The following is an 18,063-nucleotide window of genomic DNA, read 5'->3' on the forward strand; positions in this document are numbered from 1 at the left end:
GGCGTTCAGCGCCGAGCCGCGGTTCACGTACCAGGGCTACTTCGAGGGGACAGGACGGACCGGGTCGGAGTACACCCTCTTCGATGATCTCGACTCCGCCGTGGCTCACGCGACGCGGATCCGGCTGCACTCCTAGACGCCCGCTGGCTGCGTGGGATCAGGCGCCCCTGCTGGACGCCTTCCCGATCGACCGCTGGCGGCGCTGAGGACGGGCCGTCAGCGCCGCACTCGGCGCGGTGCCGCCAGCACCGCGTCGAGCAGCTGTGCGAGGTCGGCGGCGCGACGGTGCCAGCCGTACTGCTCCGCGTAGACCGAGCCCTCCCGGTTGGGTCCCGACGCCGCAGCCTCCAGCGCGGACCGCAGCCCGTTCTCTGCGCCCGCAGGGTCGTCGTAGAGCCAGACGCCGGGGGCGGAGCGGGCTCGCAGTGCAGGGGAGGCGGACGAGACGATCCTGAGGCCGGCGGCGAGGTACTCGAAGTACTTCATCGGGCTGCGACCCGCGTTGCCCGGGTCGTCCGAGAGCGGTAGCAGCCCGACGCGGGCGCTCTTCAGCAGCGCGGGCGCCCGGGAGTAGGGCACGGCGCCGAGCAGCTCCACGTTCGCGGGCAGCGTCTCCACGTTCTTCGGGAGCGGACCGGCGAGTCGGAAGGGGACGTCAGGGAACGCCGAGGCGAGCATCCGGACTCCTCCCCAGTCGAAGCGGCGGTCGAGCGCCCCGAGGTAGACGACTCCCGCACGCTCGGCACCGAGACCGTGGAACCGCTCGTACTCGACTCCGTTCTCGAGGACCAGCGTGCGCTCCGGCGCGGCCACTCCCTCGGAGACCGCGCGCAGCACCGGCTCCGACGTGGCGACGAGAGCGTCCGCCCGCTCGAGGAGCTCGATCTCCGCCGCCCGCATCCCCGGTTCGAAATGAGCGTCCGTGGGCCGGTAGACGACACGCTTCGGCTGCAGGAGCTCGAGGAGCGGCACGCCCATCAGGGGCTGGTCCACGATGAGGACATCAGGACGCATCGCCCCACTGGGCGCCCGCCAGGGCCGCAGCGGCACCCGCAGAGACGGCGTCCGCATCCGCGCCGGGAGCGATCCCAGTGGGGCGACGGTGAGCGGTTCGGCGTGCACGACGCCCGCCGCGTCCGTGCGTGGACCTCGCAGCGCAAGACCGAAGCGGGCCCGCACGGTGGCGTCCCGCAGGCGCCCCGCGTGCAGGAGCGAGGACGGCGTCGAGACGTGCGTCACCGTGTTCCCGAGGCGCGAGAGCTCGCGAGCCAGGTGGTGGCTCCCCACTCGGAAGACCCCGACCTCGGCGGTGTGGCTCGCGAAGACGATCTTCACGGGCGCCCGACCGGTCCGGAGGCGTCGACGAGGAGGTCGACGAGTCGTCCTCGCTGCATCCGCAGCGCCGACACGGAGTCTCCGACGCGCCTCCAGTAGTCGGACGGGTCCTCCCGCAGCTCAGCGATCTGGTCGCGGATGAGCGAGAGATCGGCGTCGAAGGCGTTGTGCACGAACCGGTCGATCCCGAGGTCGTCGTAGGCACCCCAGCCCTTCCGCTCGTAGCTCAGATGGACACTCGGAACGCCGCTGCGGATGGTCTGGATGCTGCCGTGCAGCCGGACCGAGACCACGACCGCCGGCCGATCCGCGACTCCGCTGCCGACCGCGTCGCGGAGCAGGCGGAAAGGCCCTTCGTGGCCGAGCCGCTCGTAGAACTGCGGATCGTTGTTGCCGCGAGCGGTGGCTTGAGCGAGCAGCTCCGACTCCGCATCGCGCGCGAGGGCGTCGATCCGCGACTCGTAGGCGGCACGTCGCGACCGGCTCGAGGACAGCGCGCGGGCGACGATCCCGACGGGCCCGGGAGCTCCGGCCCGCACGACGGTCCTCGGATCGAACTCGTCGGGGAGGCCCAGAAGGGCCATGTCGGGAGCGCGGTGCACGTTCGCGAGGCCGGACAGCTCCTCGACGGAGCGGTCGTCCCGGGCGAAGACCCCGACGGCGCGGGCCAGTCGCGCCGCGATCACACGGCGGGTCCCGAGATTGAGCGGCCCGATGCTCTGCGGAAGGTAGACGAACGGAACGCGGTCGCCGCGCCGGGGCATCTGGACGAAGTTGGTGCACATCATCTTGACGACTTCGACGGGATTCTTGGTGCGGAGGTAGCCGCCCCCGACGCCGACGACGAGGTCGGACCCGGCGATCGCCCGCGCGTAGCCGGCGCTCCGGCGGCCGGAGAGCAGCGCGACCCCGCCGCGTCGCAGCGTCTCGAGGCTGCCGATGCTGCCGGCATGGCCGGTGAGGGGGTGCAGGACACGCTCGTAGAGCTCGTCGTCGAAGCTCGCGGGGTCGAGGGCGACGAGCGTGATCTCCGCCGTCGGCAGGGCCGACAGGACCAGCTCCCGCGCCTCCTCGACCAGCAGGCCGTCGCCGGAGTTGGTGGTGCTGTACGCGTGGACGATCGTGACCCTCATCGTGCGGCCTCCTCGAAGACGCGAGCATGCGCTGCGATGGAGTCCGACCACTGGAATCGTCGAGCGTTGATCAGACCCCGGCTCCGCAGGTCGTTGCGGAGGGACGGATCGGCGACGATCTCGCGCATGTGATCGGCGATCGCCGTCGCGCCGATGTCGGTGAGCGTCAGCGCCGCGCCGCCCGCCACCTCGGCGAGCGACCCGCGATCGCTGCAGATGACGGGAACGCCGCACGCCATGGCCTCGACGACCGGGAAGCCGAAGCCCTCGTAGGTGGAGGGGAAGCAGAAGGCGAGCGCTCCCCGGAGCAGCGGGACGAGCGCCTCATCCGGTACGCGGCCGAGGTAGCGCACGCCGCGGGTTCCGCGGACCGCCTCGAGGATCGCGTCGCTCTCCCACGCCGGAGCGCCGGACACCAGGAGCGGCACCCCCGTCTCGTCGAAGACCTTCGAGGCGGCTCGGCACAGCTCGATGATGTTCTTGCGGGGGTCGAGGTTGCCCGCGTAGAGGAAGTACGGGCCGTCGATCCCCAGCTCGTCGAGCGCGACGGAGTCCTGGTCGGTGGAGCGGGTGTTGAACGTGTCGTGGTCGATCCCGTGCGGGATGGTGACGATCTTCCCGGCGGCGTCGGGTGCGACAGTCGCGATGTCCCGGGCGGAGGAATCGGAGACCGTGATGATCGTGGTCGAGAGTGCTGCGAGACGCGCGACGCGCAGGCGCCACAACCGGTCGGAGCTCCGGCTGCGCACATCGTCCACGTGGAGTGTCGCCAGCCCGTGGATCGTGCCGACGATCGGGAGGCGGCTCGGAACCAGCGGCCCCGTGTCCGCGGGGAAGTGGAGGACGTCGATCCCGGAGGGGCGGAGCCTCGGCAGCACGAGTCCCTCATAAGCGCCGTAGACGGCGCTGCGGGCTCGGCCCCCCTCGATCGGAGGTCGGGACAGCACGTGCTGCACGCCGTGTCCGGCGAGCCCGCTGTAGACGGTGCGGGCGTATCGGGTGTTGCCGCCGACCTGTCTGTCGAGGACACGGGCGGAGACGAGCACTGTCGTCATGGCTTCCTCCTCCGAGGGGCGGTCGGCAGCAGGCCGAGGTAGAGCCGCTCGAGCATCTGCGACTGGTGCTGCACGGTGTTCAGGGCGAGGGCGTGCTCGGCGGCGGCGACGAGACGGGAACGGGCCGCCGGGTCCTCCAGATCGCCCCAGTACGACGCCACATCGTGGGGGGAGTGCGCGACCAGGGGCAGGCCGAGGCGATCGAAGGCGGGGATGTCCCGCACGACGAGGGCCAGCCCCATGCCGTGCGCCTCCAGAACGGCCATCGGCATCCCCTCCCACTGCGCGCTGTGCAGGTACACGTCGGCATCGCCCAGTCGGCGGAGCGCCTCGTCGCGGCTGAGCCAGCCGGTGACGTGGACGCCGGCCTGGTCGAGGGCGGTGCGGTGACGCCCCTCGCCTCCGCCGATCCACGTCGCGTCGACGGAATGGCCGGCGGCGCGCACGGCCTCCACGGCCTCGGCGAAGAATCGGGGATCCTTGTGCGTCGAGAGCCGACCGGCGCCGACGAGGCGGAGAGGCCTCGGCCCGCCGGGGCGAGTGGCGGGCGGGAGCGAGGCGGGCACCGAGTTGGGGACGTGCACGACCTCCGCCCGGCTGAACGGCCACCGGCTCAGACGGGCCTCGCGAGCTGAGCAGGCGGCGAACACGGTGGTGTTGAAGGCGAGGACGCCCTCGAAGACCCGGAACGCCGCCCGGGCGGGCAGCGGGAGGTCTCGGCGCTCGAAGCCGTAGCAGTGCGGCGTGTAGACGATCGGACGTCGCCGGCCCGCCCGGACCGCGAGGCGCGCGTACGCTCCGCCGAAGCTGGAGTGCGCGTGCACGACAGCGCCCGGCATTCCGGCCAGAACCGTTCGCAGAGCGCGGACTCGGGCGACGTGCCCTGTCGGCAGCGCCGTCACGCCTGCGAACGACGCGAAGGCGCTCTCCGGTACCGGAGAGTCCTCCCGCGGTGAATACACGAGCCTGTGCTGGAAGGCGGGCGTGGCCGCTACGTAGTCGCTGATCGCCGACGCGGTACCTGCGCCGAAGCTCTCCGTCACGTGCACGATCGTGCGCTCGCCTTCGCGCCAGTCCTCAGCGAGTGTGGATCCGCTTGTCAACCGTTCGCGCCCTTCCGGCTTGGCCGAGCCGTGGAAGGCTCCGGTCCCTGTCGATGTCCATCGGACAGGATCCCTCACCGACCACGCGGTCCGTCGGCATGACTCCGTGAGCGATCCTATGTGCTCCCGGCCGACGGTATGAGGTCGAAAGGGGACCACCTCCGGGGGACCGGGACCGTGGTTAGTCTGTAGTCCTACAGAGCTGAACGGAGCTGCTGCAGGAGACGATCGATGATCGATCACGTCGGAGATGAGGCGCGCGATGGCTCGAGGGGGCGCTGCGACCGCGACGACGCGAGAGGGCGCGGCGCGTCTGGATGTCGTCCAGCGGCTTCTGTTCCTCGCCATCGTCTTCATGCCGTTCCAGCAGGCGCTCACCATTCAGGTCGGCTCTCCGCTGAAGATCACCGAGATCGCCGTCATCCTGGCCATCGGCTTCTCCGTGATCACCGTCCAGAAGGACCGGTACACGCCGGTGGGACGGGAGATCGTGCTGGGGCTCGGTGCGCTGGTCGTTCTGGCGACGATCTGGGCATTCCTGTTCAAGCAACCCGAGGTTCCAGCCGCCTACGGCTATGACCTGGGCTTCACCAACGACATGATCCTCTACTGCGGATACGCTCTGCTGGCCCTCGCGGTCTGGTGGTACGTCGGCCACCGACTGGGATTCCAGGACATGGAGCGGGCTCTCTCGATCGCCGTCCGCCTCGCTTTCGTCTTCTGCGCGATCCAGCTGGCCCTCCACCTCGCCGGGGTCCCGCTGCCCGCTCTCCTCAACTCGACGATTCAGATGGGGGCGACCTTCGGCGTCAGCCTGCCGAGGAACGGCCCGTTCCTCGAGGGGAACTACCTCGGTTTCTTCGCCGGGATCGCGCTGTTCGCCTGCCTGCGCCGTCGCGACCGCATCGGAATCGCCGCCGCCGTCGCCTGCCTCGTCTACTCGCAGTCGACGTCGGCACTGATCGCGACCGTCTCTGCGGCGGTCCTCACGGCGACGCTCCGCCCCCAGCGGGGAGTGGGAGTGCAGATCTTCAGCGTCGGCGCGCTGGGCGCGGTGATCGTCCTGCTCGTTCCCGCCCTGCAGCGCTTCGTCCTCGCGCAGCTCTCGAAGCTCGGACTGGGCACAGGCGCCGTCGACGTCGGCACCCGCTCGCTGAACGTCCGATCCCAGTCGTCGAGCACGGGCTTCACCATGGCCGCGGACAATCCGCTGTTCGGAGTCGGACCCGGCCGGTTCGGCGTGTGGAGGACCGACTACTCCCAGGCGGTGGCGGGGCTCACCTCGAACGGCGCCTCTCGCGGTCTCGCGAACAACGTCTACGCCCAGCTCGCTGCCGAGACCGGAGTGATCGCCCTGGCCCTCTTCGCCGTCCTCCTCGTGATGCTGATCGTGCGGGGATATCGGCGCAACGGGACGGCACTGGGTCTGGGGGTCTTCCTCGCCGTCGCTCTGGCCTCCGCCCCCGCGTGGACCGCCTTGACCGTGTGGATCGCGCTGGCGTACGCCGCATCGCTCGCCTCCGAGCCGCTGCCGGCGACGACCTCGATCGCCCGGTCCGGCCTCGACTCGGAGCGACGGGCAGCGGCGGTGTCGCGATCCATGGCGGTGCGTCCGGCGCCGTCCACCGGTCGGCACCGGCAGTTGTCGGATCGACGGTGAGCTCCGCACCCGCGACGACCGAGCTCTCCCTCGATGATGCGGTACACCTCGCACACGCCCTCACCGCGCACCTCTCCTCCACGCACGGGCTCCGCACCCTGTTCATCAAGGGGCCCACCGCCCATGCACAGGGCATCCGCACGAGACGCGTGTCCAGCGATGTCGACGTGCTCGTCCACCCGGCGGACGTCCAGCGCCTCGTCGACCTGCTGGCCGAGCGCGGATGGATCCCCCGGCCCGACCGCCCGGCCCCGCGCGCGTACCCGGTGCACTCCGTGACCCTGTTCCATCCGCAGTGGACCTGCGACATCGACGTGCACGACCGCTACCCCGGATTCTTCGCAGAGCCGGAGGAGGTCCTCGACGTGCTGTGGACGTCGCACCGGACCGTGACGATCGCGCACAGGAGGGTCGCTGTGCCCTCCCCGGTCGCGGGCGCGGTCGTCGTCGCGCTCCACGCGCTGAAGGATCCCCTCCTTGCCCGGAGCACGTCCGAGCTCGAGTCGGTCATCGGGTTCCTCAGGGGCGCGAGCGAATCGGACCGGGAGGCGCTGCTCCTGCTCGTCGAGAGCACCCGCAGCGCCTACCCCCTCCGCCCGGTGCTCCACGCCCTCGGGCTGGACGTGCCGGACGACCTGGCCGTGCACGAGCGCCGGTTGTGGGATCTGCGGGTGGCCGGAACGGGGCGGTCCAGCTATCACTGGGCGCTCGCCTTCGTCGAGGCCACAGGGAAGCGGCGCATCGTGCTGATCGTGTCCGCGCTGACGACCGTGATCGGTCTCACACGCCGGGCGCGCCGGAGGGCTGCGGAGACGGGGATGGTCCGCTTCGATCGGCCGTCGTTGTCAGATCTGCGGGCGTTCCTCGGGCTCGTGCGCTCGCTCGCCGCCGATCGTCGACGCCGTCGCCGAGAGAATGCGACCCACTCGTGACCACCGTCGATCCGGGAGCTCTGGATCACGCCGTGTGGGCGCGATCCGATCAGCTGGCCTTCGTCGAGGACGACGCGCAGGCGGTGCTGCTGAACCTGTTGTCGCCGTTTCCCGTGCCCCTCGTGCTGAAGGGCACGGCGCACGCGATCTGGAGAAGGCTCGAGCATCCGTCCACGACCGTCGAGATCCTCGCGGGGCTCGCCGACGAGTTCGGCGTCCCCCGAGAGGTCCTCGAGGAGGACGTGCTCAGTTTCCTCCTGGAGCTGAGCACAGCAGACGTGGTCCACCGGCTGCCCTCGCGCTGAAGGTGAGACATCGTGCAGCAGTGTGCGCCGTGCGGGGGGTGTGAACGGCGGTCGTGACGGCGGCCTTTCCTCCGTACTGTTCGGGAATGGGAGCATCATCGCGGGATCGAGGACGACGGGCGCTTCTGAGCCTGACGGCGGCAGCGGGCGCGGGCGCCGTGACGGCGGTGGCGACGGCCCCCCCGGCGACAGCGGCCAACGCCTTCCCGGACGCACGGCTGGACGGCTTCCGGGACTCGACCGAGTTCCCGGGAGCGACTGCTGAGCAGCGGCTCCGGGCCGCTCTCGACGCGGCTCACGCTCTCGCGACCGAGTCCTTCCTGGTCGTCTCCGAGCCCGTCGTGCTGACAGCACCCTTGACGATCGACCTCTCGCGTGTGTCGATGGAGTTCGCCGGAGGCGATGTCGATGCGACGGCGGTGTCGGGATCGGCGCTCGTCCTCACCGCCTCCGAGGCCTCCGATGATGCGCCGCACACGCGCGTGAGCCTGCGCGGACTGCGCCTCACGGGTCCCGGCCGAGCGGCTCCTGGATCCGTCGGCCTCGAGCTGTCCTCGGCGACAGGCGTCCGAGGCGCAGGACTGTACGGAGTGGAGATCATCGGATTCGAGACGGGTGTCCGGTTCGGTCCCGGCGCCGAGCATCTGCGCCTCTTCCACGTGGCCGTGGAGGAGTGCGGCACGGGCGTCCTGGTCGCCGGCACTGCCCCTGGGTCGAATCTCGCGATGGTCGGCGGTTCTGTGCGCTCGTGCACGACGGGACTGTCCTCCGCGTCGACCAGTGGCGAGCTGCACACGACGTCGCTGGCCATCAGCGGATGCGATCGCGCGGTCGAGGCTTCAGGGGGTGCCGTCACGCTGCACGCTGCGACCGTCCGCCTGACCCCTTCGAGCACGGTCAGCGCGTTCTCCACCGCTGCGACGACGACGGCCAGGATCAGCATCAACGGCGGCACGGTCTCCGCCGCCGCCCCGCTGGCGGCGGCCACAGTCTTCGAGACGGCTCACAGGAGCTGGGGAGGCGGGATCGTCGTGACGAGCACCTCCTTCCGCAACGTCGCTCCGGCATCGGGCTACCTCGTCGGAGGGACCGGACTCGTCCGGTTGGCGGACGTCTCGATCCTGGACGAGCCCTCCGTCGTGCCGACCTCGGTTCTCGTCCACCGCGCCGCGAACCGGCTCGTCGATGGAGCCTTCGATGTGGGCACGGTCGCGGACGCGTACCTGGACACTCCGGACGCCACCTCTCGGAGTGCGAGCCCGTCGGCCACGCTCGCCGTCGTGTCAGGGCGGCTCCTGGTCCGGAAGACAGGCACCGGACAGACGAGTCTCTCGTTCGATGTGCTCAGCAGACCCGGGCGGGTCTACGCCGCCGACCTCGTCATCGGACAGGCCGCTGCGAACGGGTCGATGATCGTCTCGGAGTCCTTCGTCACCGTCTCCGGTCGTGACGCCCGCGGCATCCCTGTCACCGTCCGCTCGGAGCCCGTCTCCTCGACGACGCAGTCGATGGCGGCGATGGCCGCGGCACTCCCGTTCCGGGTAAGGCCCGCGACCGGCGTGGATCGCCAGGCGCCGTCCTGGGCGTCGCATTTCCGCGTGACCGTCGGCCTGAACGACCCCGCCGCGGGAACGGTCGGCATCGACGACGCGGTCGTCACCGAGATGTGAGGACCGGCCGCTCGCGCGGTGGCCCGATGCGTCAGTGGGCGCCGCCTCCGGGGGCGACGACGGCCTGCACGGTTCTCGCGAGCAGCGCGAGGTCCCCGGTGAACGACCAGTTCTCCACGTAGTAGAGATCCAGTCGGATGGCGTCCTCCCAGGAGAGCGTCGACCGCCCGCTGACCTGCCAGAGCCCGGTCATGCCCGGCTTGACGTTGAGGCGCCGGCGCGCGGCCTCGTCGTAGAGCTCGACTTCTCCCGCCACCTGCGGCCGCGGCCCGACGAGCGACATGTCGCCTCTCAGCACGTTGAAGAGCTGAGGGACCTCGTCGATCGAGTACTTGCGCATGAAGCGTCCGATCGGTGTGATGCGAGGGTCGTCGGTGATCTTGAACAGTGGTGTTCCGGACGTTCCCTGAGCGGCGAGCAGCTCGGCGAGCTGATCATGAGCGTTCACCACCATCGAGCGGAACTTGATCATGCCGAAGGGCTTGCCGTTGATGCCGATCCGCGTCTGGCGATAGAACAGGGGCCCCGAGCTCGTCAGCTTGACGGCCAGTGCGACCGAGGCGATGAGAGGCATCAGCACGGCGATGAGGCTCAGCGATCCGACGATGTCGAGGGCACGCTTGCGGGCCTGCTTGCTGCCCTCGAATCGAGGTGTCTCGATGTGCACGAGAGGAAGGCCCGCCACCGGGCGCATGTGGATCCTCGGTCCGCTGATGTCGGTGAGGCTCGGCGCCATGACCAGGTGCTGGCGCCTCGGCTCGAGACTCCAGCTCAACTGTCGGATCTGCTCGGGCGGCAGGTGGTCGCTGCTCGTGATGATGACGGTATCGGCGCCGGTCCGGTTCAGGATGCCCGGCACCGCATCCACCGTGATGTTCTCGAAGACAGGCACCCCCCACCCGCTCACCCGATCGCTGGCCAGATCCTCGGGGATGCACACGCCGACAACGAGATACCCGGCCCCGGTGGCGCGGACGAGCTCGCGGTAGATGTGCTCGACGCTCCGTGGCGAGCCGACGAGGATGACGGACGAGGAGTACCGGCCCGCGCTCCGCTGCTGCCGCAGCCACACCCTCCAGGCTCCGCGTCCGAGCCAGAGCAGGACGAGGCCGAGCGGGAGCGCGGTGATGATGTACCCGCGGGCGAAGCCGATCTGGCCGAGGTAGGCGACGCACGTGATCACGGCGAACAGCAGGAGCGTCGCATCGAGGATGCGCTTGTACTCCGTCACCTCTCCGCCGAGGACACGGTCTTCGCGTGTGGCGTAGAACTTCAACAGGGCGGCCCACAGCACCACGATCACCGAGGAGACGATCCAGTAGTTCGCGAGCAGGCCCGCGATCTCCGGCTGATGGCCGGCCACGAACAATTCTCGGCTCTCCACTCCGAACCAGAAGAACTGACTGCTGAAGACCGAGAACACGATGACGAGGACATCGGTGATGACGAGTTTTCTGGCCACTGCTCGGGACCAGGAGCTCTGGCCCTTCTCGGAGGAAGAGCTCTTCGTGGAAGTGGGTGTTTGCAGTTTCACCGTGTGAGCCCTGTCTGCGACTGACCGCTGTTCTCTCGCATAAGCGACCTGCCCTCAGCGTAGTGGTCGGGCGTCGTGCTCCTCCGTCCTGAGCGAAGCTCCGCGCAAAGGCCCCTCCTAGGGGATGCTCTCGGCTATTCCGACTATTCCCCGACGATGAGGACGCGCTCGGACCTCCGTTGTGCGCCGTCGACGACCGCTCGGACGTCGGCGGCGGAGACGTCCCGAGCACGGGGAGTCGAGGTGGTTCGGCGGGTCGGATCCGTCGGGCGGCTCAGGTCTCTCGGCTCGCGCGGTCGGCGCTCGTGCGTCCGGTGCTGATGCGGTGTCGCGGCGTCCCGCCGCTGTCGATGGGGCGTGACGCGCAACGGCAGGAGAAGACTCGGGAGAGGCGCCGCGAGAGCTCGCGAGGGGAGACCGGCGGACGATCGTCGGGCACCGACGGCGGGGACGTCGTCGCCGGCAGGGACGAGCAGGACGCTTCCGCTGCCGGAAACGACGACGGCACACTCGTGCTCATCGAGACGGACAGGTGCTGCGCCGGAGTTCTCCTGGGCGTGGAGCCGAGATCGGCGCATGCGTCTGCGGTCATCGGCTCCGGCCACGGCCGCGGCCAGGCGCCCGTGGTCGGGCGCTCCGGGGGCGAGCGCCTCGCCGGCGGACGATCCTGCCTCGACGGGGAGCTGCTCGGAGCCGATGACGAGCCGTGTCGCGGCTTCCCGGGGCGCTTCCGCTCTCCGTTCAGGACGTCACGGATCGCTCGGGTCGTGTCGGGTTCGGGCCGGTGAGCGCGACCGGGGATCGAGGCCCTGTCCCCGTCCGCCCGAGCCGGTCGTCCTGTGAGCGAGGCATCCGCTCGCACGAGCGGGTCCGGTGACGTCCTCCCTCGGTGATCGAGGGGAGGACGTCACCGGACCCGCGAGTCCTGCTCGGGGGGCGCGCCGTCGTCAGGGCGCCCCCTGGTGATCAGCTCAGCCGCAGAGTGCCGCGCCTGCCACGTAGAACGCGCGGATGCCGATGTTCGGCGTCGAGGCCGACGCCACGCTGGTGACGTTCGTGATCGTGACGACGGGGCTGCCGGTGCTGTTGCTGTCCCACGTCCCGGGGTTGCTCAACGGGGTGCGGTAGTACTGATTGTTGTCACCGATCACGTTGATCCAGTTGCCGCCGATCTCGACTCCGAGGTCCTTCGCCGTGCGTCCGGCCGGAAGTGCGGTGAGCTGGGTGCCGTCCTGGTCGAACACAGCGGCCGTCGTCGCGAAGATGCGACGCGTCGCGCCGAAGACCTGGGTGTCGGCGGCGACTTGACGCAGCCCGGTGACTGTGGCGAGGACCTGCGTCCACGGCGACCAAGACGCTCCGGCCTCGATGGTCTTCGTCGCCTCCCATGCCGTCCCGTCGGTCGCGACGAGCGACACCCGCCACAGGCTGTCGTCGCTGAACGACACGGCGATGTCGAGGACAGTGCGGCCTCCGGGCGCGGCCGCGAGCGCGACGCCGTCCCAGTCGTACACCGTGCTGCCGCTGGCCGAGAACAGGCGGGCTCCGCGGTCGCCGCCGGCGATGATCAGACCGTCATCCGCCGCGATGCTGGTCATGCCGATGCGGATGGGGGTCGTCGTGTCCCACTCGTAGAAGCCGCCGGAGGGGGCGGTGTGCGAGTAGACGTCGCCGTCCTGGGAGACGACGTAGCTCAGGTAGGTCGCAGACACAGCCGTGTCACCGACGCCGGTCCACGCGACTGCGAAATCGACCACAGTGGTGACCGCTTCCGGCATCTCGGACTCGACATTGTTGCGACGTCCGCGGAAGGTCGAGGTGCGGGTGCCGCTGGTGCCGGTCACGATCGCTGCGGTGGTCGCATCGGCCACGGGAACGGTCGGCTGGGCCGGATTCACCACGCCTGCTGTCGTGGCCGTGATGGTGCCCGTCTGGCTGACTCCGGCGGTGGCGAAACGCAGACCGTTGAAGCCCTCCAGGAGGAGGCTTCCGCCGGCACCCGTGAACAGCGTGCGAGGTGTGGCCGTGCCGTCGTACCAGCGCAGCGCGGTCGGCAGAGTCACCGTCACCGCGATGCCTGCGGCGGCCGGAACTCCGGAATCGCTCACCTGGAGGTAGGCGTTGAACGGGTTGCAGCTGCTCGTCGTGTAGGAAGTAGTGGCATCGCCACCCTCCTGGTCGACGAAAGCGACCGTGCGCACGGTCACCGGGGCCGATGCGGCGGCGAGCGGCGCACCGATCGCCGCGACGACGACGGGAGTGGTCCATGCGGCCGCCTGCAGGACGGTCCGGCGGCCGGGAACCGCATTGCGAGCCGGAACGGGCGAATCAGAAGGGGACGTGTTCGACATAATATGCCTCTCTGGTTGGACGAATGGCCTGCGGATCTTCAACGAACGACCTGAGCCGTAGACGGCAGACGTTCCCTCGGAAGATCCACTGCTCATGTCGCAGCGTCCCGAGAGTTTTTCCGCGACGATTAATTTCGCGAGAGGGCTGTCCTTCCCGCGGCAGGCCTGAGACTACTGCACACCAAGTAATTCCACGCAACGGGGTTCGACGATCTCGAGACAGATGAGAGAGGCTCCGAAACGGCGGCGGAACGACTATCCGCCTCACTCCGAGGTCGCCCTGTTCTGCCGCAAGAGAGATGATCGATCGACAGGTGAGGCGCAGAGCCGTCTCTCGCTTGTGTTCCTTCTCTCTCCTGGCGGATCGATCGGGCCGTGAGTCCGGCCGGATGAGGCGCTCCGGTGACGGCTGCCCGGATGCGTCTCCTCGCTCGCGTTCCCGCCCGAGGAACCCCTACAAGGCCGATCGGAGGACGGCCTCTGCGGCCTTCGTGATTCCGTCACCAGGCGCGCACGGGCAGGACCGCCTCCCGAGGGCGTCCTCCTCGTTCAGGTGCAGCGTCTCCGTCGGCTGCACGGCCTCGTCGTGATCCGACTGATCGGCCTCACCTCGGCCGGGCGCGGGCTCGTTCGCGGATCCCCGGCGGCGAGAGGAGGATCGCCGGCGCATCCGCAGTCGCTCATCGACCCATCAGGACGTCCGCTCCGTTCCGGCTCCTCCGACGCTGCCGTCGCGTCGTCCGACCTCGGCGCCGGAGCGGCGGCGACGGGCGCCGCTCCGATGGGACTCGGGTCGGGTCCGGTGAGCGGGCGCGTTCCGCCTCCGGCGCAGTCGGGTGCGGGAGGATGATCGGATGGACGACACGGCGGTAGGGCGGCTCCTCGAGGGGCTCGCGGGGGCGGAGGCGAGCTTCCCGTTCGGCCCGGGCACGCGGGTGTGGAAGGTCGCCGGGAAGGTCTTCGCGCTCGAGTCGGAGCGCTTCGAGCGCCCCGTCGTGAGCGTCAAGGCGCTGCCCGAGAACGTGGTGCACCTCGTCGCGGGGGTCGAGGGCATCGAGCCCGGGTACCACCTGAACAAGAAGCACTGGGTGACCGTCGATGCGGGCGGGGCGGTGGAGTCCGGGCTGGTGCTGGAGCTGATCGAGGAGTCCCACGCGATCGTCGTCGCCGGACTGCCCAAGCGGCTCCGGCTCGCCCTCGGCGGCACCGCCGCCGGCTCGCTGAACGAGGACCGCTGAACGACGCCCGCCCGGCGCCGCCCTGCCGCAGCGCCCCCGCCGCGGCAGAGGCTCGCGGGGCGCGGCCTACAGGCCGTAGGAGCGGAGGTACGCGGCGGTGTCGTGCCAGCCCTCGACGGCGAAGCACTCGACGCCCATCGCCTTGACGGGGTAGTCGTTGCCGTCCGGGTCGAGGCGGTCGCCGACGAAGATCATGTCGTCGAGGGGGATGCCCGTGAGCTCGGTGAGCTTGTTCATCCCGTACGCCTTGTCGATGCCCTTGCGGGTGATGTCGACCGACGTCGAGCCGCCGGAGCGCACCTCGAGGTCGGGGAGCACGGCCTGCACGGCCTCGCGGAGGGTGTTCTTCTTCTCGCCGTCCGGGTCCCAGGCCTGCTTGACCTCGACGGGCGCGGACTGGCCGAGGGCCGAGAAGGTGATCTGCGAGTCGCGGTCCTCGAGGATCGGGCCCCAGGTCTCGGACTCCCAGTAGCCGAGCTCCTTCGCCTTCTCCTCGACGGCGGCGAGCGCGCGCGACTTCTCGTCCTCGGTGAGGTTCTCGGCGTAGATCTGCGCCCAGTCGCCGTTCTCGTACCGGTAGTACTGCGTGCCGCAGGTGGGCATGAGGTGCAGCTTCGCGAGCACCTCGGGGTCGGCGCCCTCGAGGCGGTCGAGCACCTGCATCCGGAACTGGCCGATCTGGCCGCCCGAGATGATGCACACCTCGGTGGCCTGGAGCAGCTTCACGAAGAGGTCGGCCATCGCCGGGTCGACGGGGGACTTCGAGGCGGCGAGGGTGTCGTCGAGGTCGAAGGCCATCAGGCGGGGCAGGGTGCTCATGGAACTCGTTTCACGGTCTGCGGACGGGGCGGTAACGAGGATACGGGGCGCCGCCGGAACGCGCTCGCGGTCGGCGCGAGCGGGCTCCGAGCGCAGACTGGGGGCATGACCGCCGCCACAGCGACCGACGGAGGACGCCGCTCCCTCCCGCGCACTCTCGCCCGCATCCTCCTGGGCCTGCTGCTCGTCACGGCCGGCACGGCGCACCTGACGGTCGCGCGTCAGGCCTTCCAGGCGCAGGTCCCGCCGTGGCTGCCGGCCGACCCGGACCTGGTGGTCGTCGCGTCGGGCGTCGTCGAGATCGCGCTCGGGCTCGCGCTCGTCGTGCTCGTGCGGTGGCGCGTGATCGTGGGAGTCGTGGTGGCCGCGTTCTTCGTCGCGGTCTTCCCGGGGAACATCTCGCAGCTGGTGACGCGGACGCCGGCGTTCGGCCTCGAGACGGACGCGGCGCGCGCGGTGCGGCTCGTCTTCCAGCCCCTGCTGGTGGTCTGGGCGCTCTGGTCGACCGGGGCGTTCTCGGCCTGGCGGGCCCGCCGGTCGCGACGCCGCGGGGACTGAGCCGCCGGTCCGCGGCCCGATCGTCCCGCGATCCTCCGGAACGACGAACGGCGGCCGGCGGGAGACCCCGCCGACCGCCGCCCGTGCCCTGCTCGGCTAGGCCGCGAGGCGGCGTCGCGCGACGACCAGCGCGAGACCCGACAGCAGCAGCACGAGGGCTCCGCCGATCAGGCCGGCCGCGTCGGCGCCGGTGTTCGCGAGCGAGCCCGGGCCGGAGCCTCCCGCGACGGGGGCCGCCGTGGTGGTGGGGTGCGGCGACGGAGCGGTGGTGGGCTGCTCCGTCGGGGTGCCGGGCTCGGTCGGCGCCGGGGTGACCGGGACCTCGGCGGCGGGCTCCGTCGTCAGCGACCAGTTGGGGTCGTAGAAGTCGGCCTGGTCGATCACGCCGCGGGCGGTCGACCAGTCGATGAGGAGCTGGCGGATCTCGAGACGCTCGTCGTAGACGAGCGGTGCCTGCGCGACGGCCGGGTAGGCGCCTCCGCCGCTCTGGCGGTAGTTGTTGACCGCCATCACGAAGCGATCGTCGTCGGCGACGGGGGTGCCGTCGGCGTGGGCGAGACCGCGGATCCGCGAGCCGGCGGGCTGGGAGACGTCGATCACGTAGTCCAGGCCCGAGATCGCGTCGTAGTTGTAGTCCGGGATGCCGTCGGGGCGGTCCTCGGTCGTCGCGTTGGTGCCGGTCTCGGGGTCGAACACGGCGCCCTCGGCGGTCTGCACGAAGTAGCGGGCCGAGAACTCGAGGTAGTCGCGCACCTCGGCTCCGGTCAGCTCCACTCCGCGGAGGGTGTTCTCGTAGATGTACAGGCCCGCGATGTCGCGGATGCTGACCTGCCCCTTCGGGAAGACGGCGGTGCGCGAGAACGGCGACGCCTGCGAGATCACCGGCAGGTCGGCCCACTCGGTGCCCTCGAGAGCCGTCTCGACGGTCTCGGCCTGGACGGTGTTGATGAAGTCGATGATCGGGGTGTCCTCGTAGCGCGAGGTCGCGGCCGAGAGCTCCTCGACCGAGTCGGCGACGGGGGTGTTCACGTACTCGATCGTGGCGGCGTGCTGCTCGGCGAGGGCGTCGACCAGTGCGGGCGACTCCTCGGCGATGTCCTTCGCGTAGACGGGCTGCGTGACGGGCGCGTTCCCGGCCGACCAATCGACCTCGAGGCCGCCCGCGGCGTCCGGCACCAGGTTCAGGGTGACCTCGGTGAGGCCCTGCGCCCAGAACTCGGGCTGGGTGACCAGCACCTGCTCGCCGGCGACATTGGTGAACAGCGTCTGCGGCAGGTCCTTGTGGCTGTGGCCGGCGACGACCACGTCGATCCCGGGGACCTGCGTCGCGATGTTGTTGACGACGTCCTCGTTGAGGTCGGCGGCGTCGTACTCGGCGTCGGGCACCGTGCCCTGGCCGGTGTGCGCGAGGACGACGACCACGTCGGCCTGCTCCTGCACGACCGGGACCCACTGCTTCGCGGCGGCGACCATGTCCTGGAACTCGAGGACGCCGTCGACGTACTGCTTGTCCCAGACCCGGACGCCGGGCGTGACGAGGCCGAGGACGCCGACGGTGACCGTCTTCCCGTCGATCTCGCGCTCGATCAGCGTGTAGGGGTCGTGGTATGGCTTGCCCGTGGCGACGTCGACGACGTTCGCGCCCAGCAGCGGGGCGTTCAGATCGCCCTCGTACGCGCTGAGCATGTCGAGCCCGTAGTTGTACTCGTGGTTGCCGACGACCTGCGCGTCGTAGCCGATGGTGTTGAACGCGGTGGCCATCGGGTGCGTCGTCTCGCCGGAGAGGACGCCTGCGGCGCCGTCGCCGAGGCCGTAGTAGTAGGTGAGCGGCGTGCCCTGGATCGCGTCGCCGTTGTCCATGACGAGCACGGACTCCTCGCCCTTCTCGGCGCGGAGGCGGTCGACCTCGGTCGCGACGCGGGTGAGGCCGAGCGCACCGTCGGCCGGGTACGGCGCGTTCGCGAAGTAGTCCCAGTCGTAGACGTGCCCGTGCGTGTCGGTCGTCGACACCAGGGTGAGCTCGACGCCGTCGTCGAGAGGGGCGGCCGAGGCGATCGGAGCGGCGGTGGCGGCTCCGAGTGCGACGACGGCGAGGAGGCTTGCGGCGCGGAGTCTGCGCATCGTGGTCCTGTTCGCGTGATGAGTGGAGTGTGAACGTCCTCGAATCTATGCGCCGCGTGTGAACTGCGCGTGACGGGATCGAGAGCATTGCTCGGCGATGCGTCGGCGGTGCCGGCCCGGAGCCGGGGGAGTCCGCGGGGCCGACCCCGAGCGCTGGAGCCGTCCTCCGGCCCCTCCGCTAGAATCGAGCGGCTGGTCGCGCGGACTCCCCCGGCTCCGGGCCGGCACCGCCGACGCATCGCCGAGCAA

The 18,063-nt window shown here is 70.4% G+C and carries 14 protein-coding genes; 6 read left to right on the plus strand and 8 right to left on the minus strand.

Annotated elements, in window-relative coordinates:
* Positions 1-216: 216 nt before the first annotated feature.
* The 4 genes from C5C53_RS01455 to C5C53_RS01470 are packed head-to-tail and all read right to left on the minus strand — an operon-like array spanning position 217 to position 5,007.
* Positions 217-1,335, minus strand: a complete 1,119-nt coding sequence (locus C5C53_RS01455; protein ID WP_104262618.1) for a glycosyltransferase — start codon at positions 1,333-1,335, stop codon at positions 217-219.
* Positions 1,332-2,468 carry a polysaccharide pyruvyl transferase family protein gene (locus C5C53_RS01460; protein WP_104266614.1) on the minus strand — a complete coding sequence of 379 codons (1,137 nt, stop codon included), beginning with the start codon at positions 2,466-2,468 and terminating at the stop codon, positions 1,332-1,334. Before C5C53_RS01460 ends, C5C53_RS01455 begins: the two co-directional genes overlap by 4 nt.
* Positions 2,465-3,523 (minus strand): glycosyltransferase family 1 protein, encoded by a 1,059-nt coding sequence (locus tag C5C53_RS01465; protein WP_104222794.1) that lies wholly within the window; start codon positions 3,521-3,523, stop codon positions 2,465-2,467. The genes C5C53_RS01460 and C5C53_RS01465 overlap by 4 nt, the downstream gene beginning before the upstream one ends.
* Positions 3,520-5,007: a glycosyltransferase family 4 protein gene (locus tag C5C53_RS01470; RefSeq protein WP_104225881.1), complete on the minus strand. Its 1,488-nt coding sequence runs from the start codon at positions 5,005-5,007 to the stop codon at positions 3,520-3,522. Before C5C53_RS01470 ends, C5C53_RS01465 begins: the two co-directional genes overlap by 4 nt.
* On the opposite strand from C5C53_RS01470, the gene C5C53_RS01475 reads away from it, so the two are divergent.
* From C5C53_RS01475 to C5C53_RS01490, 4 genes are all read left to right on the plus strand, one after another.
* Positions 4,889-6,286 (plus strand): O-antigen ligase, encoded by a 1,398-nt coding sequence (locus C5C53_RS01475; protein WP_181065640.1) that lies wholly within the window; start codon positions 4,889-4,891, stop codon positions 6,284-6,286. The genes C5C53_RS01470 and C5C53_RS01475 overlap by 119 nt on opposite strands.
* Complete coding sequence (locus tag C5C53_RS16955; protein WP_181127690.1) at positions 6,283-7,218, plus strand: nucleotidyltransferase family protein; 936 nt, start codon at positions 6,283-6,285, stop codon at positions 7,216-7,218. The genes C5C53_RS01475 and C5C53_RS16955 overlap by 4 nt, the downstream gene beginning before the upstream one ends.
* Positions 7,215-7,523, plus strand: coding sequence for a PqqD family protein (locus C5C53_RS16960; protein WP_181027179.1), 309 nt, complete (start codon positions 7,215-7,217; stop codon positions 7,521-7,523). Before C5C53_RS16955 ends, C5C53_RS16960 begins: the two co-directional genes overlap by 4 nt.
* 167 nt (positions 7,524-7,690) lie before the next feature.
* Positions 7,691-9,193 carry a hypothetical protein gene (locus C5C53_RS01490; RefSeq protein ID WP_181127691.1) on the plus strand — a complete coding sequence of 501 codons (1,503 nt, stop codon included), beginning with the start codon at positions 7,691-7,693 and terminating at the stop codon, positions 9,191-9,193.
* Positions 9,194-9,224: 31 nt separating this feature from the next.
* Here the strand turns inward: C5C53_RS01490 and C5C53_RS01495 are convergent, their stop codons facing one another.
* On the minus strand, positions 9,225-10,655 hold the full coding sequence (locus tag C5C53_RS01495; protein ID WP_258075341.1) for a sugar transferase: 1,431 nt from the start codon (positions 10,653-10,655) through the stop codon (positions 9,225-9,227).
* Between the two features lie 1,043 nt (positions 10,656-11,698).
* Positions 11,699-13,078 carry a hypothetical protein gene (locus tag C5C53_RS01505; protein ID WP_146084623.1) on the minus strand — a complete coding sequence of 460 codons (1,380 nt, stop codon included), beginning with the start codon at positions 13,076-13,078 and terminating at the stop codon, positions 11,699-11,701.
* A gap of 854 nt (positions 13,079-13,932) precedes the next feature.
* Between C5C53_RS01505 and C5C53_RS01510 the strand changes: the two genes are divergently transcribed.
* Positions 13,933-14,316 (plus strand): MmcQ/YjbR family DNA-binding protein, encoded by a 384-nt coding sequence (locus C5C53_RS01510; RefSeq protein ID WP_104266618.1) that lies wholly within the window; start codon positions 13,933-13,935, stop codon positions 14,314-14,316.
* A gap of 66 nt (positions 14,317-14,382) precedes the next feature.
* Here the strand turns inward: C5C53_RS01510 and C5C53_RS01515 are convergent, their stop codons facing one another.
* The gene (locus C5C53_RS01515; RefSeq protein WP_104222786.1) at positions 14,383-15,135 is read right to left on the minus strand and encodes an HAD-IIB family hydrolase; all 753 of its coding nucleotides are present in this window, start codon (positions 15,133-15,135) and stop codon (positions 14,383-14,385) included.
* Between the two features lie 105 nt (positions 15,136-15,240).
* Here C5C53_RS01515 and C5C53_RS01520 point away from each other — a divergent pair, with 105 nt between their 5' ends.
* Positions 15,241-15,693: a DoxX family membrane protein gene (locus C5C53_RS01520; RefSeq protein ID WP_104247486.1), complete on the plus strand. Its 453-nt coding sequence runs from the start codon at positions 15,241-15,243 to the stop codon at positions 15,691-15,693.
* Between the two features lie 96 nt (positions 15,694-15,789).
* Here C5C53_RS01520 and C5C53_RS01525 read toward each other — a convergent pair whose 3' ends face one another.
* On the minus strand, positions 15,790-17,814 hold the full coding sequence (locus C5C53_RS01525) for a bifunctional UDP-sugar hydrolase/5'-nucleotidase (RefSeq protein ID WP_104266619.1): 2,025 nt from the start codon (positions 17,812-17,814) through the stop codon (positions 15,790-15,792).
* Between the last annotated feature and the right edge of the window lie 249 nt (positions 17,815-18,063).

This window comes from Rathayibacter sp. AY1E3 (genome assembly GCF_002932235.1).
GTDB lineage: Bacteria > Actinomycetota > Actinomycetes > Actinomycetales > Microbacteriaceae > Rathayibacter.

Coding starts and splice junctions, on each gene's coding strand:
- C5C53_RS01460 (WP_104266614.1), bottom strand. CDS start 2,468: ATGAGGGTCACGATCGTCCACGCGTACAGCACCACCAACTCCGGCGAC.
- C5C53_RS01465 (WP_104222794.1), bottom strand. CDS start 3,523: ATGACGACAGTGCTCGTCTCCGCCCGTGTCCTCGACAGACAGGTCGGC.
- C5C53_RS01475 (WP_181065640.1), top strand. CDS start 4,889: ATGGCTCGAGGGGGCGCTGCGACCGCGACGACGCGAGAGGGCGCGGCG.
- C5C53_RS01470 (WP_104225881.1), bottom strand. CDS start 5,007: ATGGTGAGCGCCTGCTGGAACGGCATGAAGACGATGGCGAGGAACAGA.
- C5C53_RS01505 (WP_146084623.1), bottom strand. CDS start 13,078: ATGTCGAACACGTCCCCTTCTGATTCGCCCGTTCCGGCTCGCAATGCG.
- C5C53_RS01510 (WP_104266618.1), top strand. CDS start 13,933: ATGGACGACACGGCGGTAGGGCGGCTCCTCGAGGGGCTCGCGGGGGCG.
- C5C53_RS01515 (WP_104222786.1), bottom strand. CDS start 15,135: ATGAGCACCCTGCCCCGCCTGATGGCCTTCGACCTCGACGACACCCTC.
- C5C53_RS01520 (WP_104247486.1), top strand. CDS start 15,241: ATGACCGCCGCCACAGCGACCGACGGAGGACGCCGCTCCCTCCCGCGC.
- C5C53_RS01525 (WP_104266619.1), bottom strand. CDS start 17,814: ATGCGCAGACTCCGCGCCGCAAGCCTCCTCGCCGTCGTCGCACTCGGA.